The organism is Chryseobacterium sp. G0201 (genome assembly GCF_003815655.1).
GTDB lineage: Bacteria > Bacteroidota > Bacteroidia > Flavobacteriales > Weeksellaceae > Chryseobacterium.
Genome location: NZ_CP033917.1, coordinates 4585706 through 4612125, shown reverse-complemented (window position 1 = coordinate 4612125; position 26420 = coordinate 4585706). Strand labels below are relative to the sequence as shown.

At 33.0% G+C, this 26420-nt stretch carries 26 protein-coding genes; 7 read left to right on the top strand and 19 right to left on the bottom strand.

The features are described 5' to 3' along the window. Positions 1-66: 66 nt before the first annotated feature. Positions 67-1248, bottom strand: a complete 1182-nt coding sequence (locus EG348_RS20680; protein ID WP_123984818.1) for a DcaP family trimeric outer membrane transporter — start codon at positions 1246-1248, stop codon at positions 67-69. 492 nt (positions 1249-1740) lie between these two features. Here EG348_RS20680 and gcvP point away from each other — a divergent pair, with 492 nt between their 5' ends. Further along, positions 1741-4599 (top strand): aminomethyl-transferring glycine dehydrogenase, encoded by a 2859-nt coding sequence (gene gcvP / locus EG348_RS20675; RefSeq protein WP_123984817.1) that lies wholly within the window; start codon positions 1741-1743, stop codon positions 4597-4599. 631 nt (positions 4600-5230) lie between these two features. On the opposite strand, the gene EG348_RS20670 is transcribed toward gcvP, so the two are convergent. The 3 genes from EG348_RS20670 to EG348_RS20660 all read right to left on the bottom strand — a co-directional run bounded on the left by EG348_RS20670 (position 5231) and on the right by EG348_RS20660 (position 6595). Then, entirely contained in the window at positions 5231-5452 is a 222-nt protein-coding gene (locus tag EG348_RS20670) for a hypothetical protein (RefSeq protein ID WP_123984816.1), read from the bottom strand. 161 nt (positions 5453-5613) lie between these two features. Continuing rightward, on the bottom strand, positions 5614-5868 hold the full coding sequence (locus tag EG348_RS20665; protein WP_123984815.1) for a hypothetical protein: 255 nt from the start codon (positions 5866-5868) through the stop codon (positions 5614-5616). A gap of 4 nt (positions 5869-5872) precedes the next feature. Further along, positions 5873-6595: an AAA family ATPase gene (locus EG348_RS20660; RefSeq protein WP_123984814.1), complete on the bottom strand. Its 723-nt coding sequence runs from the start codon at positions 6593-6595 to the stop codon at positions 5873-5875. A gap of 840 nt (positions 6596-7435) precedes the next feature. On the opposite strand from EG348_RS20660, the gene EG348_RS20655 reads away from it, so the two are divergent. Next, the gene (locus tag EG348_RS20655) at positions 7436-7771 is read left to right on the top strand and encodes a DMT family transporter (RefSeq protein WP_123984813.1); all 336 of its coding nucleotides are present in this window, start codon (positions 7436-7438) and stop codon (positions 7769-7771) included. 171 nt (positions 7772-7942) lie between these two features. On the opposite strand, the gene EG348_RS20650 is transcribed toward EG348_RS20655, so the two are convergent. From EG348_RS20650 to EG348_RS20640, 3 genes are all read right to left on the bottom strand, one after another. Beyond that, positions 7943-8554, bottom strand: a complete 612-nt coding sequence (locus tag EG348_RS20650; RefSeq protein WP_123984812.1) for a DapH/DapD/GlmU-related protein — start codon at positions 8552-8554, stop codon at positions 7943-7945. A gap of 120 nt (positions 8555-8674) precedes the next feature. Further along, a complete protein-coding gene (locus EG348_RS20645; RefSeq protein ID WP_123984811.1) occupies positions 8675-9661 on the bottom strand; it encodes a DUF6268 family outer membrane beta-barrel protein in 987 nt (328 codons plus the stop codon). Between the two features lie 2 nt (positions 9662-9663). Then, positions 9664-10092: a hypothetical protein gene (locus tag EG348_RS20640; protein WP_123984810.1), complete on the bottom strand. Its 429-nt coding sequence runs from the start codon at positions 10090-10092 to the stop codon at positions 9664-9666. Positions 10093-10288: 196 nt separating this feature from the next. On the opposite strand from EG348_RS20640, the gene EG348_RS20635 reads away from it, so the two are divergent. Both EG348_RS20635 and EG348_RS20630 read left to right on the top strand, forming a co-directional pair. Continuing rightward, the gene (locus tag EG348_RS20635) at positions 10289-11356 is read left to right on the top strand and encodes a sensor histidine kinase (RefSeq protein ID WP_123984809.1); all 1068 of its coding nucleotides are present in this window, start codon (positions 10289-10291) and stop codon (positions 11354-11356) included. Continuing rightward, complete coding sequence (locus tag EG348_RS20630) at positions 11353-12078, top strand: LytR/AlgR family response regulator transcription factor (RefSeq protein ID WP_123984808.1); 726 nt, start codon at positions 11353-11355, stop codon at positions 12076-12078. The genes EG348_RS20635 and EG348_RS20630 overlap by 4 nt, the downstream gene beginning before the upstream one ends. On the opposite strand, the gene EG348_RS20625 is transcribed toward EG348_RS20630, so the two are convergent. The 3 genes from EG348_RS20625 to EG348_RS20615 form a co-directional block, all read right to left on the bottom strand. Then, complete coding sequence (locus EG348_RS20625; RefSeq protein ID WP_123984807.1) at positions 12079-13167, bottom strand: hypothetical protein; 1089 nt, start codon at positions 13165-13167, stop codon at positions 12079-12081. Between the two features lie 7 nt (positions 13168-13174). Continuing rightward, complete coding sequence (locus tag EG348_RS20620) at positions 13175-13909, bottom strand: DNA-formamidopyrimidine glycosylase family protein (protein WP_123984806.1); 735 nt, start codon at positions 13907-13909, stop codon at positions 13175-13177. Between the two features lie 75 nt (positions 13910-13984). Continuing rightward, entirely contained in the window at positions 13985-14527 is a 543-nt protein-coding gene (locus EG348_RS20615) for a hypothetical protein (protein WP_123984805.1), read from the bottom strand. Positions 14528-14694: 167 nt separating this feature from the next. Here EG348_RS20615 and EG348_RS20610 point away from each other — a divergent pair, with 167 nt between their 5' ends. Continuing rightward, the gene (locus EG348_RS20610) at positions 14695-16050 is read left to right on the top strand and encodes a deoxyguanosinetriphosphate triphosphohydrolase (RefSeq protein WP_066757480.1); all 1356 of its coding nucleotides are present in this window, start codon (positions 14695-14697) and stop codon (positions 16048-16050) included. 91 nt (positions 16051-16141) lie between these two features. Here EG348_RS20610 and EG348_RS20605 read toward each other — a convergent pair whose 3' ends face one another. From EG348_RS20605 to EG348_RS20580, 6 genes are all read right to left on the bottom strand, one after another. After that, positions 16142-17215: an NAD(P)H-dependent flavin oxidoreductase gene (locus tag EG348_RS20605; protein WP_123984804.1), complete on the bottom strand. Its 1074-nt coding sequence runs from the start codon at positions 17213-17215 to the stop codon at positions 16142-16144. 25 nt (positions 17216-17240) lie between these two features. Then, positions 17241-17621 carry a nuclear transport factor 2 family protein gene (locus EG348_RS20600; protein WP_228414805.1) on the bottom strand — a complete coding sequence of 127 codons (381 nt, stop codon included), beginning with the start codon at positions 17619-17621 and terminating at the stop codon, positions 17241-17243. A gap of 73 nt (positions 17622-17694) precedes the next feature. Continuing rightward, entirely contained in the window at positions 17695-18426 is a 732-nt protein-coding gene (locus EG348_RS20595; RefSeq protein WP_123984803.1) for an SDR family NAD(P)-dependent oxidoreductase, read from the bottom strand. Positions 18427-18433: 7 nt separating this feature from the next. Then, a complete protein-coding gene (locus EG348_RS20590; protein ID WP_072410790.1) occupies positions 18434-18652 on the bottom strand; it encodes a tautomerase family protein in 219 nt (72 codons plus the stop codon). Between the two features lie 272 nt (positions 18653-18924). After that, on the bottom strand, positions 18925-19458 hold the full coding sequence (locus EG348_RS20585; RefSeq protein WP_123984802.1) for a YceI family protein: 534 nt from the start codon (positions 19456-19458) through the stop codon (positions 18925-18927). 109 nt (positions 19459-19567) lie between these two features. Continuing rightward, the gene (locus EG348_RS20580; protein WP_228414804.1) at positions 19568-20047 is read right to left on the bottom strand and encodes a Crp/Fnr family transcriptional regulator; all 480 of its coding nucleotides are present in this window, start codon (positions 20045-20047) and stop codon (positions 19568-19570) included. A 306-nt stretch (positions 20048-20353) separates the two neighbouring features. Here EG348_RS20580 and EG348_RS20575 point away from each other — a divergent pair, with 306 nt between their 5' ends. Next, the gene (locus EG348_RS20575; protein ID WP_066757502.1) at positions 20354-21286 is read left to right on the top strand and encodes an SPFH domain-containing protein; all 933 of its coding nucleotides are present in this window, start codon (positions 20354-20356) and stop codon (positions 21284-21286) included. Between the two features lie 52 nt (positions 21287-21338). On the opposite strand, the gene EG348_RS20570 is transcribed toward EG348_RS20575, so the two are convergent. Next, positions 21339-21686, bottom strand: coding sequence for a DUF4377 domain-containing protein (locus tag EG348_RS20570; RefSeq protein WP_123984800.1), 348 nt, complete (start codon positions 21684-21686; stop codon positions 21339-21341). A gap of 160 nt (positions 21687-21846) precedes the next feature. Here EG348_RS20570 and EG348_RS20565 point away from each other — a divergent pair, with 160 nt between their 5' ends. Further along, positions 21847-23868, top strand: a complete 2022-nt coding sequence (locus EG348_RS20565) for a hypothetical protein (RefSeq protein ID WP_123984799.1) — start codon at positions 21847-21849, stop codon at positions 23866-23868. 240 nt (positions 23869-24108) lie between these two features. Here the strand turns inward: EG348_RS20565 and EG348_RS20560 are convergent, their stop codons facing one another. Both EG348_RS20560 and EG348_RS20555 read right to left on the bottom strand, forming a co-directional pair. Further along, on the bottom strand, positions 24109-24447 hold the full coding sequence (locus EG348_RS20560) for a DUF962 domain-containing protein (RefSeq protein ID WP_123984798.1): 339 nt from the start codon (positions 24445-24447) through the stop codon (positions 24109-24111). A gap of 138 nt (positions 24448-24585) precedes the next feature. Then, positions 24586-26256, bottom strand: a complete 1671-nt coding sequence (locus EG348_RS20555; protein ID WP_123984797.1) for an APC family permease — start codon at positions 26254-26256, stop codon at positions 24586-24588. Positions 26257-26420 lie beyond the last annotated feature (164 nt).

The following is a 26420-nucleotide window of genomic DNA, read 5'->3' as shown; positions in this document are numbered from 1 at the left end:
ATTTTCATAAATTCTTTTAAACTTGATTTTTAATAGGTTAAACTGTTTTTAGAAGTTGAAACAGCACTAAAAACTTAGTGCTGTTGATGCCTGCAATCTCCATGCGTGAGCCTGTTGATCATTAAAATTTCTTACTCTTCCATAGTTTCCTTCAACTCCCATTTTTAATTTCTTAAAGGGTTGAAAAGCCACATTCAGTCCAATATTCTGAAAATTCTTTGCCATATCTTTTTGAACAAAATCTTTATCGCCAACGCTCGAATAGCTTATAAAAGCTACGGAAGACCATTGCGGATTCCACCAGTGTTCATACATTCCTACCACATTAAAAAGTGGGAGAGTCTCTAATAAATTTCTATTGGCAGGATTGGGAACTGCATCATATTTTTCACCATTCAAGTCACTATTGTTGGTTGCATATCCTTTTCCATAAGAAGTTTGAAATCTGAAACTGTTCATATCATTAATATAACGTCTTGCCGATATCATCGCACCCCAACCGATCATTGTTTTAGTTTGATAAACGTCATCCACAGAATACCTCATGTCATAACTTATAGGAGATATAAGCGCTCCCATTTTTATGTAGTTTTTTTCGTTACCATAACGATACATTGCCGTAAAAGTGGGAATGACAGCTCTTTTTTTCCAGTTTAAGGAATCATTTGGAAGAGAAATGCTGGGCGTATTCGGATCTTCCAATGAAAAGGATAAATTTTCTTTTGCCGAAATTTTGGTAGCGTAGCGAACCTGCATTCTTCTGTTGAATAATAATCCGTCAGGCCCAATAAAATCAAAAATATTAGGAAAAATTTCCGGATCAGAAAAGTTACTCCAAGTTTGTCCGGCAGTCCATTTTTGCCATTTTATATAACCTTGTCTGAACCTTGGAGCAGTTGTTCCGTTGGGGCCATAAAGGTCAATTTCTACATAAGCAGAAAAATTATCGTCGCCTTTGGGATTTTTTTGTTTAATTCCCAGTCCGATCTGTGATTGTTTTACACTAAAGTTACTGCTCGCGATATTCCGTTGCGGAACTGTGATAGACTGCGCCGCAAAACCTTCTATCGATTTCATATCCTGAAAATCTACGGTAAAATCTGTCTGCACAAAGCCTTTAAGATACAATTCCCATTCGTTTTGATCTTCAGCTTTACTTTTTGTAAGTGTGATCTGCGCATGAGTTTTGATGTTGAATAGTAAGGTAATACTCAATGAGACCATAAGCCTTTTTGTTGTTTTTTTCATTCTTTTGTGTTTAAAAGTTGTTTTATTTTTTCATGTTTGATTGGTTTTTGTTGGTTAATGTTTTTATAATAAATTTTTCGCTTCTTTTTGGTTTGTTTAAAATAATTTTAATCTAATTAACTGTTGCTTTTTTATTTTGTATTTATTTGATTAGTAATGTTTTAATTGATTGAAAACGAAACTACGAAATTAATTTTTAAAGAGTATTGTTTAAAATATCTATCAATTAATAAAATAGCAAGTAAATATTTTTTAGAGATTAATAACTGATTTAAAAAATTAATATTGAATTATTAATAATTTAAAATAAATTCCATAAGAATGATAGATGAAAACTAAATTGAATTTTAATCAAAAAAATATCCGAAAGTCATTAATTTTAAAAACGATACGAATTATTCTTTGCTATTTCAATAATTTTATAGTGTTGTGCAATCATGTAAAAAATTGTAATTTTACCCATCTTTTTACAAACAAAATCTAATATAAAAAATGAATACAGAACAGTTTGTGAGCCGTCACATTTCCTTAAATGAAGCCGATAAAGAGGCGATGTTGGAAAGAGTTGGCGTTTCAAGTATCGAAGAGTTAATTTCTCAAACCATCCCTTCTTCTATCCGTTTAGAAAAAGATCTTGAAATCTCAGAACCGCTTTCAGAATACGAGATGCTTATCCATTCTAAGGAATTGGCATCGAAGAATACTGATTATACAAGTTACATCGGTTTCGGATATCACAATACATTGTTGCCATCGGCTATTCAAAGAAATATTTTTGAAAACCCGAGCTGGTACACAGCCTACACACCTTACCAGGCGGAGATCGCACAGGGAAGACTGGAAGCTTTGCTTAACTACCAAACTGTTGTATGTGATCTTACAGGTTTTGCTTTGGCAAATGCATCATTGTTGGATGAATCTACCGCTGCTGCAGAGGCAATGCACATGTTCTTCAACAACAGAACGAAAGATCAGAAAAAAGCAAACGCAAACAAATTCTTCGTTTCTGACCTTGTTTTACCTCAAACAGTTTCTGTTTTAAAAACTAAAGCTGAAGGTTTAGCAATCGAGATCGTTGAAGGTGACCACAAAACGCACCAGTTTGACGAATCGTATTATGGAGTTTTATTACAATACCCAGGTAAAAACGGAGTTGTTTTAGACTACACAGAAAACATCGTTGAATATAAAAAATTGGATCTTCAAGTAGTTGTTGCCTGTGATCCGATGGCTTTGGTTAAACTAAAATCACCTGCTTCAATGGGAGCTGACTGTGCGGTTGGAACTTCACAGAGATTTGGTATTCCATTGGGTTACGGAGGGCCTCACGCAGCATTTTTCTCTTGTAAGGAAGATTATAAAAGAGATATTCCGGGAAGAATCATCGGGGTTTCTCAGGATGCATACGGAAAACGTGCATTGAGAATGGCTTTACAAACAAGAGAACAGCATATCAAGAGAGAAAGAGCAACTTCAAATATATGTACTGCTCAGGTTCTTTTGGCTGTAATGGCTGGAATGTACGCTGTTTATCACGGTCCAAAAGGATTAAATTATATCGCTGATCAAATCCACTTTAAAGCAAATGCTTTGAAAAACGGTCTTAAAGCTTTAGGATATGAAGCAGTTGAAGAGCCTATCTTTGACACTGTAAAAATCTTATTAAGCGAAGATGAAAAAGGAAGGTTAATGAGAATGATGCTTGATCACAGACTTAACTTAAACTATTTCACAGAAGGCGTTGTAAGTATTGCGATCAACGAAAGTACGACATTGGATAAATTAAATGTTCTGATGGCTTCTTTCGCTCAGTTTAAAGATAAGCAGACTTTCAAATTAGAAATAAAAGAAGGATACAGCATTCCTGAAGAGAATTTAAGAAAAGACGAAATTCTTACGGAAGAAGTATTCAACAAATACCATACAGAAACGGAATTGATGCGTTACATCAAACGTTTGGAAAGAAAAGATTTATCATTAACGCATTCAATGATTTCTCTGGGTTCTTGTACAATGAAACTGAACGCTGCAACTCAAATGTTACCACTTTCTTGGGATAACTGGGGAGCTGTTCACCCATTTGTACCGGTTGACCAAGCAGGAGGATATCAGGAAATGATTAAAGAATTAGAAAAAGATCTTTCTGAAATCACCGGTTTCGCAGGAACTTCTCTTCAGCCAAACTCTGGAGCTCAGGGAGAATATGCAGGATTAATGGTGATCAGAGAATATCACATTTCAAGAGGCGAAGGTCACAGAAATGTAGTATTGATTCCTCAGTCTGCACACGGTACAAACCCGGCTTCTGCAGCAATGGCTGGTATGAAAATCGTTGTTGTTAAGAATCTTGAAAGCGGAGAAATTGATTTTGAAGACTTAAAAGCTAAAACAGAACAGCATTCTGAGAATTTATCTTGTGTAATGATTACGTATCCGTCAACTTACGGATTCTTTGACGCAAACATTAAAGAAATTACAAGCTTGATCCACCAACATGGCGGACAAGTATATATGGACGGTGCCAACATGAACGCTCAGGTAGGATTCACAAGTCCTGGAAACATCGGAGCAGACGTTTGTCACTTAAATCTTCACAAAACTTTCGCAATTCCTCACGGAGGTGGAGGTCCCGGAGTTGGTCCGATCTGTGTGGCTAAACACTTGGTTCCTTTCTTGCCTACCAATGCAAACATCAGAATTGGTTCTAAAGAAGCTATTGAAGGGATTTCTGCAGCGCCTTACGGTTCTGGTTTGATCTTGAATATTTCTTACGCTTATATCAAAATGTTAGGAACTTCAGGCTTGAAAAAAGCAACTGAGCACGCGATCTTGAATGCTAACTATTTAAAAGAAATTTTAGCGGAACATTTCCCTATTTTATATTCAAATACTGAAGGTAGAGTAGCACACGAGTGTATCGTAGATTTCCGTCAGTTCAAATCATTAGGAATTGAAGTGGCTGATGTTGCGAAAAGGTTGATGGATTATGGTTTCCACGCTCCAACAGTTTCTTTCCCGGTTGCAGGAACATTGATGATTGAGCCTACAGAATCTGAAAGCAAGTCTGAAATCGACCGTTTTGCAGAGGCGTTAATCGCTATCAAACATGAAATTGATGAGATTGCCAACGGAGAAGCTGATGCTACCAACAACGTATTGAAAAACGCTCCTCACACAGAGCAAATCGTAATCTCTGATTCTTGGGATAAACCATACAGTAGAGAAAAAGCAGCATATCCGCTAGAGTGGGTGAGAGACCACAAATTCTTCGCTTCTGTTTCAAGAGTTGATGAAGCTTACGGAGATAGAAACTTGGTTTGTACTTGTGAGCCTATTGAAGCTTATATGTAATAGATTAATTAACACATATGAAACCACCCGTTTAGATTCTAAGCGGGTGGTTTTTGTTTTACTTTTTTCTATTTATTCTTCTTATCGTATATGATAATATAAATGTAAGAGCCATTACAAGGCATGTTATTAAAACAGTTGCCATGAGGGTTGATTTACTCTCACTGGTCGAGGGAGGACTTACTTTTTGGCTACAGGACAATAAGAATGTAACTACTATGAATGAGTTGTACATAGGTAATTTTTTCATCAGGTGTGTATTTGTATACTTAATGATCAATAATTATGCCTACTGATTTGATATTTAGTTTGTTATACCGTATTAGGGTTGATGCAAAAGTGTATGTAATTCTTGGAATAATACAAAGTAATATTATTTTGTAAAGTATATTAGGGAAGTAGTACGAAATTTTTCAGGATAAATTGAAAAACAATAGTATTCTGAATTTCGTTAATTTAATTATTAAAAATGATGTAACTAGTTGCGAAATTTTAATTAATAAAATTCAGGATTAAAAACTTCTTTTCTGTTTACCAAAATAGAGTCAAAATTTACTTTTTTGAATGATTCACCCTATTATAATATTCAAATTTATATTTATAGATTTCAATGATTTTTTCTTTAATATCTTCATCTTTTTTTGAAGATATTTATCACACAAAGGGCTAATTTTCGCAATGCAGACTCATATTCCCATTGATTTGGAATTGCTTCATAATTAATTTTCCTTTCTTTTTCTTCATCATGAAGAGGATGATTGACTTTGCAGTTTTTTAAATGTACTTCTCCGGTATATTTTTGAGAACAGGAAATTGAGACTATCAATAATATTAAAATAGAAATAATTTTCATAGATAATTAAGTTTATGAGATATTTCATTAATTAAACCTTGACTCCCAAAATAAGAGAACAAGTGATTTATCATTAAACCCAGAAAAGGAAATGATTTACCAAAAAATCCATCAAAATAAATAAATGTGAAAGTTCCCAAAACTATAGCAATTATATTTAATTACCATAATTTGACTTTGTAAGTCAAAACTTTGCTCTCTTCATCATAAATGAATTCTCCTTTATCAATCATGGCTAAATAATCGTAGTTAGATCTAGCTCTAAGAAAGCCTTCATTAAAATAAACAGTTTTGTCGGTGTAAAGAATATTTTGAACTTTTTTTTCCATTAAAGAATCTCGTATAGAATCAATAACATTCTTTGGCGTTTTGTCTGTAGTTATTGTTCTTTTAAATTTATAGACAAATGGAAACATATTTTTAATTTTTTATAACTTGCTCTTTATTTTCCAACCTCTCAATCAATTTCCCTTTCACCACCGTAAAAGCATAATCTTTCGCCTCCGCAAAAGAAACCTCATATTTCCTATCAATATTCCTCAAATCTTCCGGAAATTTCGACAACAAATTATCATAAAAACCATCCAAAAACTCTTTAGAAGGCATTTCATAATTAATCTTTAATTGAAAACGTCTGATCAAAGCAGTATCAATGATCTCAGGATGATTTGTAGCGCACAGTAAAAGAGCATTTTCGGGATAATAATCAATCAACTGGATCAAGGTGTTCACCAGTCTTCTCATTTCGCCTACATCTTTGTCGTCGCTACCTCTCGCTTTGCCGATTTGGTCGAGTTCATCGAGGAAAAGAACCGATCTTTCTCTGGAAGCTTTATCGAAAATCATTTTGATGTTCTGTGAAGTTTCCCCAATTCGGGACGAAACGATATTGCTTAAATTAAGAATAATAATATTTTTACCCAAAGCATTGGCAATCGCTTTTGCAGTCATGGTTTTTCCACATCCTGAACTTCCCTGAAGAAGAATCTTATTGTTCACTGGAAGTCCGTATTCCTGCAGTTCTTTGAGGTAAGTATGTTCTTTGATAAGCTGTACAAATTGTTGCTTATTGTTTTGATCAAGAAATACGTCATTAAGTGTTACTGCTTCTTTGTCCTGAATAATAAGGTCGTACAGATTCATGATATCAGATGATTTTCTATATAAATTCTTTGCAAAGATAAAACTTTCATTTGTGGGAAAAAGAAAAGCCGAACATTACGTTCAGCTTGACTAAAAAAATATAATTAAAATTTTGTTGCGTTGAAATAGATCTTTTGTTTTATGTTTTTCTTGCCCTTTTACTCACGTAGAGTAAAAGAGCGGACGACCTGATAGTTTAGATCAAAAACATAAACAATACAATCTGTAAAAGTTTTCTATAGGCTATATCTCTTTAGAAAACTTTAATTAGTTTTTCTCTTCTCTTCTTGCTGTTACAAAATAAGAAGCGAATACTACTAAACATGTTGCGATTCCGATGTAAGTTACCATTTTTTGTTTTATTTATAATTAATTAGGGTTTTATTGCTTATTTTTCAATTGCAATATTACTACTTTCAAATTATATGCCAAAAGAAATAATGATGATGTTTATCAGTTAGTTAGGTGTGTTTATTCTTAACTTTTAAGATATATTTGTTTACATTAATTTAATATATTATAAAAGATTTTTACCTATATTTATTGTCTTATTCGTAAATTTTTATTGATCTGATAATTATTTTGTGTTTTGTATTTAAGAGTTGATAATACAAAACAAAAGAAATGGTGTGCATAATATTATCCTAATTGAAGTTTAAATGCATGATTTTTTTACCTGAAAAGAACTTTCATATTAAGAAAACTTATTATTTATTCTAAAGAGTGTGAATTTTATACCTGATTTTTTGTCAGTTTTTATGCATAAAATGACAGTGACAATTATGCCGAAAAAAATAACTGTCAATTTTTGCTACTTTTGTAGATCAAGTTTAAAAAATTATGGGACGCAGTTATATCTATCTTATTTTAGCAATTGTTTTTGAAATTATTGCGACAACTTTTCTGAAAAAATCCGAGGAATTTTCAAAATTGATACCTTCAATAATTACAGTAATAGGATATTCGGTAGCGTTTTATTTTTTAAGTCTTACACTTCGTCAAATACCGGTTGGGATCACGTATGCAATCTGGTCGGGTGTTGGGATTATATTTATTACGATCATTGGTATTGTAGCTTTTAAACAGGTTCCTGACCTTCCTGCTATCATCGGTATTGCATTGATCGTAATTGGAGTAATTATCATTAATATTTTCTCAAAAATGGGAACGCATTAAATTTATTCATCAAAATAGTTTTTAATAATTCAACTTTTCTCCATAAAGTTTGTCATTCCGGAGGAATCTAAACATAACTTTTTCATAGATAGGATTATTTGGATTCCTCCGGAATGACAAAATACACGTTGAATATATCTTATTGTAAATTGAATTATTAGATGTTTAAGTTTAACTTTCCTCTTTCAACTGCTCAATCAATTCCAGTCTTTTTACAATGCTTTCTTTTGGTAAAATTGTTCCGGGTGATAGAACGGCATTAGCTCCAATTCTTGAATGATCACCCACTAATGCACCAAATTTCAGAGTATTTGTTTTAATGATTTCAGAATTAAAAAGTACCGAGATCGTTTTATCTTTTCTTTCATTATAATGATTGGCGCAGATAGATCCCGCTTCAAAATTGATACTGCTTCCGATGATGCTGTTTCCTATATAATTAAAGTGGGCGACGGCTGTATCATTAAAAATAATGCTTTGTTTGATCTCACTTCCAGGTCCGATTTTCACATTTTCTGCAACATAAATCGGACCTCTTAAATAAGCATTAGCACCAACGAAAGAATTTCTACCAATAATGATTTTTCCTTTAAAAATTACATTCTGCTCAACAACAGCGGTTTTATGAATGGCAGTTTCTCCTGAAATTATAAAATCATCATCCAAATGATTAAATTTTTCATTTAAAATTATCTCCAGATCATCAATAATTTCCCATGGTTGAAGGTTTTTGTCCGAATCGAAATCTGAGAAATTTTCAATTAAATCGGTAATGCTGATCATTGGTAGATGTGTTATTTAAAATTGAATAGTAAAACAAATTTAAATATTCCTTTGAAAAATGAATTAAGTTTTTAATTTTTATTAACTCGAAAAATCTTTGATAACATTAAAAAATTAAAATTATTTTTTCCTTGGCTTTCCAAAAGGATTATAAGAAACTCCAACATTGAAATAAAAGGAAGGTTTGGGTTTAGCTTCAAAAATATAGTCTTTGAAAGATTCTTCTTTGTCAAATATTCTGGCATTTGGGACTGCTCGTATGCCTGTTTTCAGGGTTCCTATAAAATTTGAGCCTAAATTATGCTTATAAATTACTCCGGAATTAATTGCCAATTGCCTGAATTCATATGTTTTATTCGCCTGATAAAGGTAAAATGACGTATTACTCATTTCTGAGCCTAAAGAAATACGCCCGTTTGAAAAGATATCTTTTCTTACCAAAAGCTTTTGAGGTAAAATAATATCCGCGACCCAACCGTTGTCAAATTTGTGCTCATACGTAAAGATAGGAAGTACCGGAACTTGCGTACTCGGATCGATAATAACGGCTAAACCTAAAGTCATTTTCGTTTTGGCGTTGGCTTTTAAGATAATATTTCCCGTCACCATTCCGCGGACTCTTTCAAAATGCTGATCACTCCCATCTACCGAAGCTGTTGCAGAATAAACGGCAATTTTATTGAATAATTTTGAAAAATAAGTGAAATTTAAAGCTTCCGAATGATAATGAAAATCTCCTTTATTGCTATTGCTACTCTCATTGGAAAATAAAGAGTTGGCATTTTCGGTTTCAATCGAGGTATAGCGATAATTTAAAGCCGTGCTCAACATCCATTTTCTGTTTTTAATGAAATAAATATTAGCATTCGCGTTGATCTGACTGAAATTTTTAACCTTATTATCTGGCAAATCGGCTCCCTGAAATGCTGAAGAATAATTATAAGGTGTAACCTGAGTATATTCAATATTCAGATCACGGGCTTGTGGAAATTTATCGGTAACAAAAGCGATCACTTTTTGTGGGATACTGTCTCTTTTTTGAGCAGAAACAATATTTTTGAAGGGAAAAAAGGCTAGCGGAACCAGTACTTTTCTAAAAGTATTCATTATTATTTTATTTTTTTTATTGTTGATTGAAAGAAGTTGAACAAGAATATTTTGTCATAAAATATTTCAATGCTGTTTTCGATGATGAAATCTGTGTAAATACGGGTGTTGATATTCATTTCCTCTTCCACAAAAACAAACCATATTTCCTGTAATTGCCATTGTCTTTTAAAGGATTTACAGGCATTGAGATCGAATATTGAAGAATGCTTCAGATCGTAAAATAAAATTCCTTTTTTAATGCCATTTTCCTCTATAATATTAATAGGATGATGGATGTAATTAATAATTTTTATTTCCGAATGATAACATTCTATAAAATGATGAAGGTCAATAAACTGAATTACTTTTTCTTCTTTTTGAGAATCTGTCATAAAAAAACATTCTAATGTAATTTGTTCTGTGAGTTCCTGAAAAACGGTTAATTCCATAAGCGAATAAATTATACAGGAGCAAAGGAATAGAGAATACAGTTCAGAATTCGGGATTTTATACCAAAGCCTTTACATTTTATACCAAATCCGAGGCGTAGAAATTTTGTATAATAAAATGGCAGGTTGGTATAATATTATGCAGTTTGTTTTCGTTATTAGTTATTTTTGTTTAGAGTAAAATGGTTAAACTAATATGAGATACAAATCCGGTGCGCTTAATGATACGCCTGTTATAGATTTTCTTGTGAAAGATCGTTATCGGTTTTGGCGGCATTTTGTATTTATGATACTTTTTCTTGCTCTTTTATATTTTGCTACATTTTGGCAGATGTATTCAGGAATTAGCCAATATTATGTTTTAGGTATTGTTTATATTTCATTACTGATCATGGCTTATATTAATATGTATGTATTGGTTCCCATATTTTTCTTTAAAACTCGATATGTGCTGTATTTCATATTGTTAGTAGCATTAGGTATCGCTGGACTAAATTTTATTTCAGTGATCATGACTAATTTTGAAGTATATAGAATTGAAGAATATAACCCAAAAAGAGGAGGGCTTTATGAAGGCGTAATGATGTGTATTCCAATTATTTTGGTGACAACTACGGTAAAATTGCTCCAAAAATGGATAAAAGATAACGAGAAAATTATCGAGCTCAGCAATCTAACCTTAAATATGGAACTGAATGAGCTTAGAAATCAGATCAATCCTCATTTTCTTTTTAATATGCTTAATAATGTAAAAGCATTGATAAGAACCGATCCTGAAAAAGCATCAACCGTTATCATTAAACTATCAGAATTTTTAAGATATCAATTGTATGAAAATAGCGAGGAAAAGACATTATTAACCTCCGAAATCGATTTTTTATCCAATTTCCTTAACCTTGAAAAAATTAGAAGAGAAAATTTTTCTGTAGAGATTAATAGCGAAACGGATAAAAGGATTCTCAACAGCACATTTATTCCTCCGAATTTATTTACAACTTTTGTGGAAAATGCAGTGAAGCACAGTGTTGAAATTGATGATAAAGATTCTTATGTGAAGATCAAAATTAAAGTAGCAAACAAGAAGTTGTATTTTATTTGTACCAATTCTCAAAATCCAAATTATTCTATTTCAGATAAAAATTATGGAGGATTGGGATTAGCCAATATCAAGAGAAGACTTGAACTTTTATATCAGAATCAATATAACTTAGAAATAATTTCTACTGATAAAGAATATACCGTAAATCTAATAATTCCCGTATGAATTGTATTATAATTGATGATGAGCCATTGGCAAGAGCAGAAATGCAGTCGCAGATCCATGAAGTTTCTCAACTTGAAATTCTCGGGAAATTCTCAAATGCACCCGCCGCTATCGAATTTTTAAAAACCAACGAAGTTGACCTTATTTTTCTCGATATAGAAATGCCTTTGGTGACAGGATTGGAGTTTGCAGAAATTCTTCCAAAACAGACTTTGATAATTTTCACAACTGCGTATTCTCAATATGCTTTGAAAAGTTACGAACTGGAAGCGGTTGATTATTTGCTTAAACCTATAGATAAACAAAGGTTAGAAAAAGCCATTGGAAAAGCAGTTTTATATAAAGAACTTTTATCCAGAGATACCTTAAAAAATACTGTAGAATCCAATACGGCGGATTTTTTATTCATTAAAGCAGATCGAAGATATTATAAAATCAATTTTTCCGAGATTAAATTTATTGAAGGGTTAAAGGATTACGTAGTTATACATACTCAAACTCAAAAGCTGATCACAGCAATGAATTTAAAGACGATTCACCAGAAAATTTCTGAAGATATTTTCTTGAGAGTAAGCAAATCTTATGTTGTCAATATCAATTTTATAGACTCGTTTGATAATCACAATGTTTACATTAATGATGCCGAAATTCCGTTGGGAGAGGTTTATAAATCAGCTTTTTTCACAAGATATTCCGGCGGATCTCTAAATTTGGAAAATTAATTAAATAACATATGTTGATTTTTTTATTAAAACCCATTTCCCTTTTTTAAAATCAACTTCAATAAATCCGCCACCTGCACCGCTTCCGTAATTGATGTAAAATTTATTCACGTTTTTATCTTTTTTAATTTTCCCAAAATATTCTGGAAACATGTTTAATTTATAGTCAGATTTTAAGTTGTATCTTTCTTTTTCAGGATAAATGAGCACTTTTACATTTGCGGGATTCATTTTTTGAAAGTAATCACAGTCTGAAAAATATCCTGTAAAAGAGTAATTATTCTTAGAAAAATTATAGCTTTGATATTCATCATCAATGACCTGAGAATACAGATCTGTAAACTTTGATTTCTCAGATTTGTAGAGAGGATTAACGTCTGTAAAATCCTGAATTCCATCATTGTCGGTATCTGCAGAATTTGGATTCAGTAAAATTAATTTTTCAAACAAATCATTGAAACGGTCATTATCACTGTCTTTTCTAACAGTATTTAGATCGATTTCAAAAGTAAGTTGATCTTTTACCGCTTCAATAGGCGGACCAAAAGGATAACCCCAGCTTTCACTGATCCTTATGAAGCTTCCGTAAGCGAAAAGTTTATTGTTTTTAATGAAATTTTCAGGCTGTTTATCATTAAAATGGGTAAACTTGCTTAATCCTAAATAATAAGCGCTTGAAATATTATTTTTCACCTCAAGAAACCAGTATCCGAATTGATTTTCTCCAATTCCGTAAATAATATTATTTTTTTCCTGAATGTTTATATAATTAAACTGTTCACCGAAATTTTTTATGAGACTGCTGTATTTTGTTTTATATTTTTCAAATTTCTTTTTCCATGAATTTTCATCATCTAATGCTATATTTCGTTCATCATTAAATTCGTCCTGATAGCTTTTTATATCTTTATTAGTGATAAATTTTACATGATCCGGATTGGCTTTTATGATTTCTTCCGGACTGTCGATCTTGAACTCTTTATATTTAGTGCTTTTTTCTTTTTCACCCTCGAAGCAGTTTTTTTCTGTCTCATACTTCTGACAGGAAAATAGCGAGATAAATAGAACGGGTAGGTAAAATAATTTCATATTTTTTCTAGTATAATTTTTGATCTTTTTCACAGTAAAAACTGCTTCTTTTTCCAAGGCCTGTATTTTTATTGATGAGCTTCTGTCCGCAAATCGGGCATGTATTTTTGCTGTAAACCTGCCAATGTTTTTTAAGGACAGATTGACTTTTCCATTTCAGGAAATCAAAACTGTAATTTCTGGCTTCAGCAATCAATTCTTTTACTTTTTTCGGAGGTAAATTTCCAACTAAACTTTCGGGCTGAACTCCAATTCTAAATAAAACTTCATTCTTAATAATATTTCCGACGCCTGAGAAAATATCCTGATCCATCAAAGTGTCACAAACCATAATTTTAGGATTTGATTCTAATTTTTCTTCAGCTTTTTTAATATTCCAATCATCGCTCATAACATCTGCTTCCCAATCAATTTTTGATAAAAATTCGAGATCAACCAATTTTACGTTGCAGGTATAAAAATACATTCCGCCGGTTTTAAATTTCAATCCTAAACGTAAATTTTTCTCAGATTGCAGATGCTCATCAACAATATAAGAACCGAACATCAATAAATGAATTCTAATCGCAAATTCGTCAAAAACAAGATAGGTTTGTTTCCCAAAAGTCTTGATTTCTCTTAAAATTTCACCTTTCAAAGGTTCCTTTTCGAAGTTAGCATCTCCGAATACATCTATAACTTTTTTACCTGCAAATTTTCGCAGATCTTCTTTCATTAATAGTATTGTTGGGCCTTCTGGCATACGCTGATTTTTGCTTTCATAGATTGCAATTAGTTTGCCATGATTTTAATTTTAAATTGAATTTTGGCTTAAAATTTACTTGTGCAGATCGTTAAACATTTCAACATATTTTTCTTTAAAAAGCCTTTCTGCATTTTCAGGAAAACGAAAACCGTCCGGTCCCACATAGATCTGTTTTGTTTTTGTGTCTTTATCAATTGATCTTGTTTGATTGTATTTTGTAAGCCAAACATCAAAATGTTCAATCAGTTTTGATGCTTCATCCAATAATTCCGGAGGTAAAAAATGCCCGTTATTAATTAACAGATTTCTGATGTGCTGGTTAGATTTAAAAATAATTTCATCTTCATAATAAGGATCATATTCAGGAATTTTGGAATATTTATTTTGAAAACCAAGTCCCAATCGATTCAAATGAATATAAACTTGTCCTAATAATTCTACGGTATTTTTTCTCCATTCAAAATGGGAATTATCTTTACTTGACAATTGTTCAAATTCTCTTTTGAGAACTGCGTTCTGTCTTTCTGTTCTTTTGTGAAAAAAATAGGCAATAGCTGATGTAAATAAAGCAATCACGATTGAATTGCTTATTATTTGTTTTAATAATTCAGACATGTTGAGTTTTTTTAAGTTGGTTATTAGCAATCACTAAGTTAGATTGAAAAAGATAAAAATTTTCAGGTATTTTTACGGAAAATTATGGACTTTTAAAATGAGGTTTTTTAGAAAAAATCATCTTATTAGTTCATTAAAATTAAAATTTGAAGTAATTTTGAAAAATGATGAACTTGAATCAGATTTTTACGAATCAGCGCACGGGAAATAATCCACATACTAAAGCTTCACGAACAGATTTTCAGAGAGATTTCGACAGAATTATCTTTTCTTCGGCGTTTAGAAGACTGCAGAATAAAACGCAGGTTTTTCCGCTTCCGGGAAGTGTTTTTGTGCACAACCGTCTGACGCATTCTTTGGAAGTTTCGTCTGTGGGAAGAAGTTTAGGAAGTGTTATCGGAGAATTTATTCACGATAATTATCAAAGTGATTTGACGGAAGATTCTAAAAGTTTTTATCTTCACAATTTAGGAAATGTAATTGCGGCAGCCTGTCTTTGTCATGACGTTGGAAATCCTGCGTTCGGGCATTCGGGAGAAGATGCCATTGCAAGTTATTTTGATCGAAATGAAAATGATCTTAAGCCTAAATTCAATGAAAAAGAATGGGCTGATCTGGTTAATTTTGAAGGAAATGCCAATGCAATAAGAGTTTTAGCTCAACAACAGCAAGGAAAAGATGCGGGAGGAACTCAATTAACGTTTGCCACATTGGCGAGTATTGCAAAATATCCGTGTGAAGCGATTGCTAGAGATAAGAAAATTATTCACAGAAAGAAATTCGGGTTTTTTCAAAATGAAAAGGATATTTTTCTTGAAATTGCAAAAGGAACAAATCTGATCTCAGAAAGCGAAGAACCTCATATTTTCAAGCGACACCCGTTTGTTTGGCTGGTGGAAGCTGCGGATGATATCTGCTATAATATTATCGATATGGAAGATGCCCACAGATTGGGTATTGTTTCAACTGCAGACTGTCAAAACCTGTTTTTTGAGCTGGTAAAATCCGAAACTGATGATGTAGACAGAGTGAAAAGAAAGCTTGATTCTATTGGAAATGACAATGAAAAAATTTCATATTTACGAGCTAAAGTTATTAATGCTTTAATTAATAAATCGATTTCAATGTACAAACAGAACTTTGATAAAATTCTTGAAGGAAATCTTGACAAAGCTCTGCTCGATATGTATAAAGGTGAAAATAAAGCATTACAGGATATTGCAAGCTTTTCTGTTGAGAAAATTTACAACCATAAAGCGGTTGTTGAAATTGAAAATGCCGGCTATAATGTAATGTATGAATTGTTGGATCATTTTATTCCTTCAATTTTAAAATCAGAAGAAAAAATTAAATCTTACGATATAAAAGCGTTGAAATTAATCCCAAAACAGTTCATCTACGAAAACGGAACTGATTACCAAAAAGTTCTCGGCGTGATCGATTTTGTTTCGGGAATGACAGACAATTACGCAACTGATCTTTACAGAAAAATCAAAGGAATTGACATTGGAATGACCATGTAAATTTTTGGTAGGCAAGATGGGAGTTGGAGGCCGGGAGTTTGTTTTAGTCAAAATAAGAACTTCCAGCCTCCAACTTCAAACTTCTAGCAAATCAACCGAACAATTTATTTGCATCTTCAATTAATGATTTCATTAATGTTGATGCTTCTTTATGTTTTAAAATGGGAGCAATTTGTCCGGACCAGAAGAAAACCAATTCGTGTTTCTTTTGTTCCAGCGCTGCTTTTCTCATCGATGAAATGAAGGTTGTCTGCAAAGGAAAAGGCAAGGTTTGATCTGTTGCTGTCAAGAGTTTTCTTGTGATTTCTGTGGTAATTCCGCGTCCTAATCTTCCGGTGTATGCTCTGGAAAGGGTAGTGGATTTTGCAGCGTCTGAAAACAAAAATTCTTTATGAATCGGCAATGCTCCGGATTCTTCGGTAGCTAAAAATGCAGTTCCGATTTGTGCGGCTTCTGCTCCTAAAGTCATTGCTGCAGCGATTCCGCTACCGTTAGCGATTCCGCCGGCGGCTACAATTGGAGTTTTTACTTTATCTTTAACCAATTGAATTAAAGCAAAAGTTCCTGTCGTTGAAAGCTCGGCTTTATCCAAAAACGAAGGTCTGTGACCGCCACTTTCAAAACCTGATGCGACAATCATATCTACACCGATGTTTTCCAAAGCGATGGCTTCGTCTAGTGTTGTAGCATTTCCGGCAACGATGGTTCCCTGATTTTTCAATCTTTCAATGATATCCTGATCCAAAAGTCCGAACATGAAGCTGAAAACTTTAGGTTTAATATCAAAAACAACCTGCAACTGATTCTGAAATCTCGACTCAAAAGAGGGTGGGAGCGCAGGAACCTCAATATTTAAACTGTCATAATAAGGTTTGAAAATTTCAACTGTCTTTTTGTATTGATTCTCAGTGTGTTCCTGATCAATAATATCATGATCGTTCACCCAAAGGTTGAGATTGTAAGGTTTGTCTGTCTTTAATTTTATCTGTTTGTCAATTTCATAAATTTCATCGGGAGACGATGTATAAGCTCCGAAACCGCCCAATCCACCGAGATTACTGACTGTAGAGGTCAACTCAACTGTTGATAATCCGCCACCAAAAGGTCCCTGAAAAATAGGATATTCAATTCCCAATAAATCTGTTATTCTGTTTTTATTCCACATGATTTTGATGATTTTGGTTTAAAATTTAAAATTCTACATCAGTTAATGTTTTATTGACGATGAGCCATTTACCATCAATTTTATGGAAAGTTATAAAATTATAGTAATTAAAATCATACATTTTTACATTTAATTTTGCTGTAGCAATCGTGTTTATCACGTCGACAGAGATGATTTTAGGATTAAAATCTTTTCCTGATTTTTGAGGACTTATTCTGCTTCCGACACCTTCAATATATTGTGTGGCGGTTTTGTAGTAAGGAACTCCTTTTATATCTCCGAAAAGTAGGGCATCTTTATGAAAAACCTGTTTCAAAAGCTCGGTATTTCCTTCATAAATTCCTTTAAAATAATATTGTTCGATGGCATTTCTTATTTCTGTTTCTTGTACTGTGTCTTTTTTCATGACTCTGATTTTTTGAGCAAAGCTGTTACCGGAAAGATAAACAGCCATGCAAATAATAGTAGAACTTTCATTTTTACAATTGATGACCGGCGCCCATTCCTCCATCTACATTAATGATGGCGCCTGAGATAAATGTGTTTTTAGCAATAGCATGAACCATTTGAGCGACCTCTTCCGGTTCTCCAATACGGTTGATCAGGTGAATTCCCGCATTATTATCGATACTTTCATCGTGCATCGGCGTTCTGATGAGCCCCGGTGCAACGACATTTACTCTGATATTATCTTTTCCGAATTCTGCTGCCAGTTGCAATGTCAAAGCATGAATTGCTCCTTTGCTCGAAATCGGTGCAGTTGACGGGGATTGTGCGATCGCGTGGTACACAAGCGGAGTTCCGATATTAATGATCACTCCATCTTTTTGTTTCTGCATTTGAGGAATTACGGATTGCGTTGTGAAGAATGTTCCTTTTAAATTGGTATTTAAAAATTTGTCTAAATATTCTTCCGTAACTTCTAAAAACGGTTTGTTTTCGTAGATTCCTGCATTGTTGACCAACACATCTATCGAACCGAATTTTTCAATTGCCGTTTTTGCTAATTTTTCTCCAACGGCTTTATATGCAATACTTCCTGCAACCATCGCAAGGTTTTCTCCTGCTCCCAATTCGTTATAAACCTGTTGTAATTTCGATTGTGTTTGTGAATTTATGACCACATTATCACCTCTGTCAAGAAAATAACGGGCAATTTCCAAACCGATTCCGGATGATGCGCCTGTAACGATTATTGTTTGTTTTTTCATGTCTGATTTATTGTTTTTCAGTTGAAAATCCTTGTTCTTTCAGGACGGTAACCTGTTCTCCGGCGTATCCCCAGTTGTCGTCTTCAATTTCATTGATAACGATGTGTGTCAAGTGTGGATCTTTATTTAAAACTGTTGTTACAGCTTTATTGAGTTCTCTGATTAATTGTTGTTTTTTTTCGCGATTAAGATCTTCGCGCAAAACATCTACTTTTATGAATGGCATGATGTTAAATTTTAATTGTTAAGTTTATTTGAACTATTATTTTAACCGCAAAAGAGACAAAAGCTATTTGGATATTTAACCTTTATTTAATTATTAGAAAACAAAGTTTTGCAAAAGAAAAATCAAAGATTTTTTTAAACTTATGTGTTTTTTTTTGCTGCTTGTTAATGAATTTAAGATAACTTATGTGTTAATCTTTTGTGACTTTTGACTCCGTCGAATCTTCGATTTGTGCTTGAAATAAGAATTGAAACAAGTTTGTTGTTAATAAATTACTGTGCGTCTGCAACTAAGTGAACATTCAAATCGAAATTGTTGTAGATCAAAGTATCTCCAAGATTGCTGAAGAAATTTGATGATCTGAATTTGATGTTGAATTTTGTTCTGTCAATGACAATTTTAGTATCTAAAACTGCAACGTTGTCTGTCTTCACAATCTGTAAAGTCGTTTCCAATGAATGTGTAATTCTTTTGATAGTAAGATCTCCGGTTACGTGGTAAAAATTGTTTTCACCTGGTTCTGCGTGTTTGATCTCGAAAACGGCATCAGGAAACTGATCTGAGTTAAAGAAATCATCCGAAGCCAAATGATTGGCAAATTGTGCGTTCGTTTCAGAATCATCGATATCAAGAATTTTAATTGATCTTGTGTTGATGACAAATTTTCCTGAAGAAAGGATGTTGTTTTCAAAATTGAAATTTCCTTCTTTTACTTCGATTGTTCCGTTGTGGGCTCCGGTTACTTTTCTCCCGATCCATTCAACTAAACTGTTTTCGCTGTTTACTTTAAAATTTTTTGTATCCATTTTGATTTGTTTTAAATGATGATACAAATGTCAGCCGATTGTAGGAAAAAGTTACGTGATGTAGATCACGAAATATTGGAGGTTTAAAGCTAAGTTTAAAGTTGGAGAATTATTGATGAAGTCTGCTTAAAGTCTCTCGAGTAACTCCCAAATACGCTGCAATCAAATGTTTAGGAACTAAATTGTACAATTGAGGATACAATGATAAAAGCTCTTCATACCTAAATTTTGCATCATTATTCATGAAGGAAAGAAGGCGTTTTTGGGCTGCAACATAACCTTTATTCGTTCGCCACCTGAAAAAATGCTCAACCTCATGGATTTCTTTGCAGATTTTCTCTCGGTCTTCATTGGAGATCGATAAAATACTGGCGTTGGTGATGCAGTCAACGTTGATGGTTGCTCGGTTTTTGCTATAAAGGGCGTCAAAATCTGTTATCCACCAATTCGGCATGGCAAACTGCAGGATAAACATTTTCATGCTGTCATTAAGGTAGAATGCTTTCAGACAACCGTCGACAACGAAATACTCGTGATCTACGAAATCTCCTTCCGTGATCAGCATTTGTCCTTTTTTTAATTTGATCATATTAAAGTGTGAAAAGACATATTCAAACTGCTCGAAAGTGAGAGTTGTAAATTTTGAAATGTGTTCCTTTAATATTTCTCGAGCATCAACCATAATGGGTAATTAATATTCAAAAGTAAGTTTTTTATTAAAATATTTTCTCAAGAGTCTTAAAAATAATTTATGTTTTAAATTAAGTGAAAAGTGTTTTGGTTTTCAGTATATTAAATATGATTATTTTCCCTATTTTTGAAAATATGGACTTTAAAATAAGCTCCATTTAACAAATCGTAAATAATTACGACACATTTAACAAAAATAAAAACTATGATATATTTAGGTATTTTGGTCTTTTTCGGATTGATCACATTGTTCGCTTCTTTTTTCACGGTAAAGCAGGAGTCTGCAGCTGTTGTAGAAAGATTAGGAAAATTTTTAAAAGTAAGTCATGCTGGTCTGCATTTGAAAATTCCGTTTTTGGATCAGATTTCTAAGCGTCTGAATTTGAGGATTCAACAACTGGACGTTATCATTGATACCAAAACGTTGGATAATGTTTTCATTAAAATGAAAGTTTCCGTACAGTATCAGGTGATCAGAGAAAATGTAAAAGATGCATATTATCGTTTAGAAAATCCTGAAAATCAAATTACATCTTATGTTTTTGATGTGGTACGTGCAGAAGTTCCAAAAACTAAATTAGATGATGTTTTCGTAAGAAAAGATGATATTGCGGTTGCTGTAAAAAGTGAATTGCAGGAAGCAATGCAAAGTTATGGCTATGATATTATTAAAGCTTTGGTAACCGATATTGATCCGGATGAGCAAGTAAAACATGCCATGAACAGAATCAACGCTGCAGAACGTGAAAAAACTGCCGCAGAATACGAATCTGAAGCGCAAAGAATCAGAATTGTTGCCGTTGCAAAAGCTGAGGCAGAATCTAAAAAACTTCAAGGGCAGGGTATCGCTGACCAAAGAAGAGAAATTGCAAAAGGTCTGGAAGAGTCTGTGAAAATGCTGAATGCTGCAGGAATCAATGCACAAGAAGCTTCGGCATTAATTGTGGTGACACAGCATTATGATACTTTACATTCCATCGGAGCAAATAACAGAAGTAATTTGGTGTTATTGCCCAATTCGCCACAAGCGGCAAGTTCTATGCTGAATGAATTGGTTGTTTCTATGGCTGCAACGCAGAAAATGGATGAAGTTAATAAAGCGCAATTACCAGAACCTCCGAGAAATCATGAGCATTAAGATAGTTTGATGAAAATGTAAATCCCTTTCAAAATTTTGAAAGGGATTTTTTTTATTTTTTAGTCTTCGAAACCTGCTTTATTAAAGTATATTTGATTGAAGAGGCATCCATTGGTGGGTTTTCAATTTTTTCGGTTTTTACTTTTAAAACATATTCATAACCAGGTTCATAAGTGAATCCTTGAATATGATCATAAAAATATGTCCACTTTTCGGATGTGTTTTCCTTTACCTGCAAACATTTCATTGGGCCAACACCAGTACAGTCAACCGTTTTAGGACCTACAATGAATGTTTTTTCGTTTCCATTGGAAGCATTCGCTGTTGTTGTACATTGCGTGATCGCAAATAAAGCTGTTACCCCAAATGTTCCTTTTAAAATTGTTATAATATTTTTCATAATTCTGATTTTACTCTTAGGTGACAATTTCTGTGCCGAAATTTACAATATAGTCGTTGTTCTACTCTTGTTTTTTACTTTTTAATTAATTAATTTGAACGCCTTTAATTTTAATAAAAAATAATTTTAACCAAATAATACAAATACTAAAATATAAATAATGGATAATCAAATTCAAATTGAAAATTATAAGATTCAAAAACCTGAATCGTGGGCAGGAAATGTGGAAGATCAGGAGTTGATCAATAGAATAAAAGACTCTGATTTTGCGAAAAAACAAATTGAAGAAGGGAGAGATTACTGTTACTTTTTAGACAAAAAATATTATACAAGTAATACTGAGAACAGCGAATATGTCTGTATGGCTTATACCTTGAATGAGCCTGCTAATCTTGAGAGAGCATCCGTGACGGATATTGTGGTTGAAGAAAATGAAGTGTATCATATTCACCGAATCAGTATTTTGAGAGAAGGTGTTTTGATAGATAAAATTCCTGATACTAAAATTAAAGTGCTGGACAGTGAAAATCAAAGCAGTGGAGGAGTTCTGAGCAGTAATAAGAAGATCAATATTACCATTAAAGATTTAAGATTGTACGATGTTTTAATTCTGGAAGATTCTCGTATAAAACCCTTTACAGATCGTGATTTTTTAAGAAAAGACTTCTCAAAATATGTTTGGGTAAGTCCTGACAATTATTGGGCTTACGGAAATTTTAAATTCACTTTCATTAATGATAGAGATGAGCAGATAGCCTACAAAAAAACGTTTTTCAGAGATGAAAAAGGTGACGTTTTACAACCTGAAATTAATTATTTAAAGAAAGGAGAAAAATTTATCATTGAAGAAGAGAATTATATCAATCCTGTTGACGCAGGCAGAGAAATTTTTCCTTTTGTAGATTTTGCAACAGATAAAAATTGGACGGAACTTTCTAATTATTTTGCTCCGATTTATGAAGATATTTTTAATAAATCTTCTTTAAAAGATTTTGCTCCGAATTTGGTTGAAAAACTGGATGCAATCGCTGATCAGGATGAAAAGCTTCAGTTTGCGATTGAATATGTTCAGAACAATATTTACTACATCTTTAACGCAGATGAAATGAATGGGCACAAACCTCAGGAGCCTTCTGTGACCTTTGAAAATAAGCAGGGAGACTGTAAGGCGAAATGTGTTTTACTAAAAGTTATTCTGGATTATATTGGTGTTGATTCTTCTGTTGTTTTGGTGAATTTTCATACGGATTATTACATTAAATATTATCTTCCGTCATTGCTTTCGTTCAATCATGTTGTGGTAAAAATTAATTATAAAGGAGAAGAATATTTTGTGGATGCAACAATTCGTGATGAATTTGGGTTGATTGAAAATAGAGGGTTCATCTATTTTATGCACTATCTTGAAGCAAAACCTAATCAAAATTTGAGCACAAGAAAAGCTTACAAATATCCTTATTATTGTGTTGATGAAAAGGTTGAATTTAATGCTAAAAATACAACAGGTATATTGAAATTAACCACCACTTACAAAGGAAATCGCGCCAATGCGATGAGACGTTATTTTAAAAATACCAATAAAAGAGAGGCTGTTGACAGCTGGAATAATTTCCTGTTTTACAGCTTAAATTACTCCGGCGACAGAAACGGAACCGACCTTAGAAATGTGTTCAAAGATGCTTCAATAGACATTGTAAGTGATGATAAAAAGTTGAATGAGTTTAAAATTCACTATCAAGCTACTATTGAAAATCCATATTATGTTGATCCACAAAAGAATCGTTTTTTGATGTATTTTGATCGTAATGTTGTGAAGGCAAGCGCAAGAGATTTTATGCATAAAGACCTTCCTTTCTGGCATAATTTCGACAGTGAAAAGTATGAAATAAGTCTTTACACAGACCAAAAAATAGATACTGAAGAAAAATATACTGTTCAGGAAAGTACGATCAATAATCCATATTTTGATTTTACGAGCCGTAAAAAAGTAACTAAAAACGGTGCAACAGTTAATATCGAATACAGACCTTTGGTTAATCTTGAAATTCCGCAGAACGATTTTGAAAAATTCAGGACAGATCATCATACGGTGGCTGACAGTAATTTCGGATTGGGAATCGATATTATTGAGCCGGGGTTAATGAATATGCTTAAATTTAGCTTTAAAAAGAAGTTTAAATAAATTGACGTTAAAAGTTAAAAGTTAGAAGTTAGAAGTTTTGGCGGGTTTGCAAAGCAAATCCGCCGAAACTTTTTATGTTTATAATTATGTAAGCAAACTTTAGATTCCTACAGAAATTGCAGGCTATCGTTTTTTAAGTGAAAATTAAACACTCACTTTGTCATCCTGGAAGGATCTAAACGATTATATTTATGATTAATAATTTAACCAAAATTTCTTCAATTTTATTGGGATAAAAAACTATTCCCAAGGCTGTTTAGGTCTGCTAACTCCAATAAAGCTTTGCTTTCCGATCAATAAGTCGAAAAACAATTTGAAATCCGAAATCAATGACCACAGCGGATATTTAAAAGTTGCAGGTTTATTTTTTTCGATTAAAGCGTGGCTTAACCATGCAAAACCATAACCAAAAATGGGAACGTACCATAAAAACCTTTCTTTTCCGGAAACAATCACATACCCGATTACGAAAAATACGAGTATTGTTCCTATAAAATGAAAAACTCTGGTTCCTGTTCTACTATGTTCGGTAAGGTAGAATTGGTAGAATTCTTTGAATGTTTTTATTCTTTCAGACATGGCGTTATAGTTTAAGTTCAAGGTATATAAAGCAATAAGTTCGCCAATTTTTTAAGCAGATCACTAAAAATAAAAAGGCAAAATTGCGATCTCACAATTTTGCCTTTTTTTATATTTTAATTCTAACCTTTTTTTAAATTAAGCTTTCCTCAGTTTACTGTGTCTGTAGCCATAGCAGAAATAGATAACCAAACCTAAAGCGAACCACAATCCGAACCAGAACCAGTTTTCATGGCTCATTCCGGTTAAAAGATATAAGCAAGAACTTAATCCAATTAAAGGAATTAAAGAGAAATTTTTAATAAAAGTGAAAACACATAGAATTAAATTAATCCCAATAAATACCAAAATAGAAGCCCTGAACTCGCTGTCTTTTGGATTACTAAAATCGGTCAATGAATTGAAAAATTCAGGTTGCCAGAAGTAAAATCCAACTAATCCGCCAATAAAAATAACAGGAAATATGATCTTCCCATTAATATAAGGAAGGTGAAATCTACCTTTGATCTTTTCTTTAGCAGGAAGCATTAAAACCCCTGCACAAACCAAAACAAACGCGAAAATTGTCCCAATACTTGTAAAATCAAGAATAAAAGTTTTATCTGTAAATAGGATAGGAACACCCACTGCAATACCTGTAACAACGGTAGCGAACGAAGGCGTTTTATATTTTGGATGTACTGTTTTAAATTTTTCAGGCATCAAACCGTCACGGCTCATTGCGTACCAGATTCTCGGCTGTCCCATTTGGAAAACCAACAATACTGTGGTAATTGCAACGATAGCGACAAATGAAACGGTAAGTTCCATCCATGCAACATTGGCATTCGATTTTTCAAATATGAAAGAAAGTGGATCTCCGATACCGTCGAATTTTCTGTAATCAACCATTCCGGTTAAAACTAAAGTTAACGCAATATAAATTACCGTACAAAGAACCAATGAAATGATCATTCCTTTTGGTAATGTTTTCTGAGGATCTTTTGTTTCTTCTGAAAGTACGCTTAACGCATCAAAACCAATATAAGCAAAGAAAACTCCGGAAACCGCACTCATAACCCCTGCAAAGCCGTTTGGCATGAAGGAAGCAACCTGAGTTTCTGGGTTAACTGGCGTCCAATTTTCAGTATTGATATAAGCAAAACCAACTAAAATTACCAGAACAATTACGGCTAATTTTAGAATAACCAAAGAGTTATTAAAGTTCTTACTTTCTTTAACCCCAACGTAACATAACCAAGTGATTAACCCGTTGATAACCAAAGCCGGAACATCAACAATAAATTTTAAACTTCCCAACAAAGGAGCTGATTTCCAGGCATTGAGCAGTTCCTTATTTTCAGAACCGTTCATGAAAGCTTTTTTGGCTTCTGTATAACTGCAGGTTAAATAATCGGGAATATGCATTCCTAGTCGCTCGAGAAAGCTTGTAAAGTAATCCGACCATGAAAAGGCAACATAGATATTTCCGAAAGAATATTCCATGATCAAGGCCCAACCAATAATCCAGGCGATCAATTCTCCAAAACTTGCATAAGCATAGGTGTAAGCCGATCCTGCGGTCGGAATTCTACTTGCAAATTCTGCGTAGCAAAGAGCCGTAAATCCACAGGCAAAACCGCAAATCAAATATAACAAAATAACGCCGGGACCTCCTCTGAATACAGCTTCTCCCAAACTGCTGAAGCTGCCCGCTCCGATAATTGCTGCAATACCAAAAAAAACGATATCCCAAACACCCAAAACTCTCAAAAGATTCGTGGAAGTATCTGTCTCTGAATAGTTTTTCCTTCTAAAAAGTTGATTCATCAATGTCAATATTTGATTTGAAAAAAACAAATGTAATTATTTCTGTGAAATAATTAAGATTTTCTTAATATTTCTTATGGGAAAGTTAATAAGTATTAAAAAAGATTCTGGTTATTAACAATATGTTAAAAGGCTTGTTTATACAATATCTTTTCAATATTTTC

Excerpts from the sequence above, each read along its gene's own strand:
- EG348_RS20650 (WP_123984812.1), bottom strand. The coding sequence starts at position 8,554 with ATGATCAGCATTACCGATTTAATTGAAAATTTCTCAGATTTCGATTCG.
- EG348_RS20600 (WP_228414805.1), bottom strand. The coding sequence starts at position 17,621 with ATGAAAAAAGACACAGTACAAGAAACAGAAATAAGAAATGCCATCGAA.
- EG348_RS20570 (WP_123984800.1), bottom strand. The coding sequence starts at position 21,686 with ATGAAAAATATTATAACAATTTTAAAAGGAACATTTGGGGTAACAGCT.
- EG348_RS20610 (WP_066757480.1), top strand. The coding sequence starts at position 14,695 with ATGAACTTGAATCAGATTTTTACGAATCAGCGCACGGGAAATAATCCA.
- EG348_RS20660 (WP_123984814.1), bottom strand. The coding sequence starts at position 6,595 with ATGAATCTGTACGACCTTATTATTCAGGACAAAGAAGCAGTAACACTT.
- EG348_RS20615 (WP_123984805.1), bottom strand. The coding sequence starts at position 14,527 with ATGTCTGAATTATTAAAACAAATAATAAGCAATTCAATCGTGATTGCT.
- EG348_RS20560 (WP_123984798.1), bottom strand. The coding sequence starts at position 24,447 with ATGTCTGAAAGAATAAAAACATTCAAAGAATTCTACCAATTCTACCTT.
- EG348_RS20620 (WP_123984806.1), bottom strand. The coding sequence starts at position 13,909 with ATGCCAGAAGGCCCAACAATACTATTAATGAAAGAAGATCTGCGAAAA.
- EG348_RS20580 (WP_228414804.1), bottom strand. The coding sequence starts at position 20,047 with ATGATCAAATTAAAAAAAGGACAAATGCTGATCACGGAAGGAGATTTC.
- EG348_RS20585 (WP_123984802.1), bottom strand. The coding sequence starts at position 19,458 with ATGGATACAAAAAATTTTAAAGTAAACAGCGAAAACAGTTTAGTTGAA.
- EG348_RS20565 (WP_123984799.1), top strand. The coding sequence starts at position 21,847 with ATGGATAATCAAATTCAAATTGAAAATTATAAGATTCAAAAACCTGAA.
- EG348_RS20635 (WP_123984809.1), top strand. The coding sequence starts at position 10,289 with ATGAGATACAAATCCGGTGCGCTTAATGATACGCCTGTTATAGATTTT.
- EG348_RS20605 (WP_123984804.1), bottom strand. The coding sequence starts at position 17,215 with ATGTGGAATAAAAACAGAATAACAGATTTATTGGGAATTGAATATCCT.
- EG348_RS20670 (WP_123984816.1), bottom strand. The coding sequence starts at position 5,452 with ATGAAAATTATTTCTATTTTAATATTATTGATAGTCTCAATTTCCTGT.
- EG348_RS20555 (WP_123984797.1), bottom strand. The coding sequence starts at position 26,256 with ATGAATCAACTTTTTAGAAGGAAAAACTATTCAGAGACAGATACTTCC.
- EG348_RS20680 (WP_123984818.1), bottom strand. The coding sequence starts at position 1,248 with ATGAAAAAAACAACAAAAAGGCTTATGGTCTCATTGAGTATTACCTTA.
- EG348_RS20630 (WP_123984808.1), top strand. The coding sequence starts at position 11,353 with ATGAATTGTATTATAATTGATGATGAGCCATTGGCAAGAGCAGAAATG.
- EG348_RS20575 (WP_066757502.1), top strand. The coding sequence starts at position 20,354 with ATGATATATTTAGGTATTTTGGTCTTTTTCGGATTGATCACATTGTTC.
- EG348_RS20665 (WP_123984815.1), bottom strand. The coding sequence starts at position 5,868 with ATGTTTCCATTTGTCTATAAATTTAAAAGAACAATAACTACAGACAAA.
- EG348_RS20640 (WP_123984810.1), bottom strand. The coding sequence starts at position 10,092 with ATGGAATTAACCGTTTTTCAGGAACTCACAGAACAAATTACATTAGAA.
- EG348_RS20655 (WP_123984813.1), top strand. The coding sequence starts at position 7,436 with ATGGGACGCAGTTATATCTATCTTATTTTAGCAATTGTTTTTGAAATT.
- EG348_RS20625 (WP_123984807.1), bottom strand. The coding sequence starts at position 13,167 with ATGAAATTATTTTACCTACCCGTTCTATTTATCTCGCTATTTTCCTGT.
- gcvP (WP_123984817.1), top strand. The coding sequence starts at position 1,741 with ATGAATACAGAACAGTTTGTGAGCCGTCACATTTCCTTAAATGAAGCC.
- EG348_RS20645 (WP_123984811.1), bottom strand. The coding sequence starts at position 9,661 with ATGAATACTTTTAGAAAAGTACTGGTTCCGCTAGCCTTTTTTCCCTTC.
- EG348_RS20595 (WP_123984803.1), bottom strand. The coding sequence starts at position 18,426 with ATGAAAAAACAAACAATAATCGTTACAGGCGCATCATCCGGAATCGGT.
- EG348_RS20590 (WP_072410790.1), bottom strand. The coding sequence starts at position 18,652 with ATGCCATTCATAAAAGTAGATGTTTTGCGCGAAGATCTTAATCGCGAA.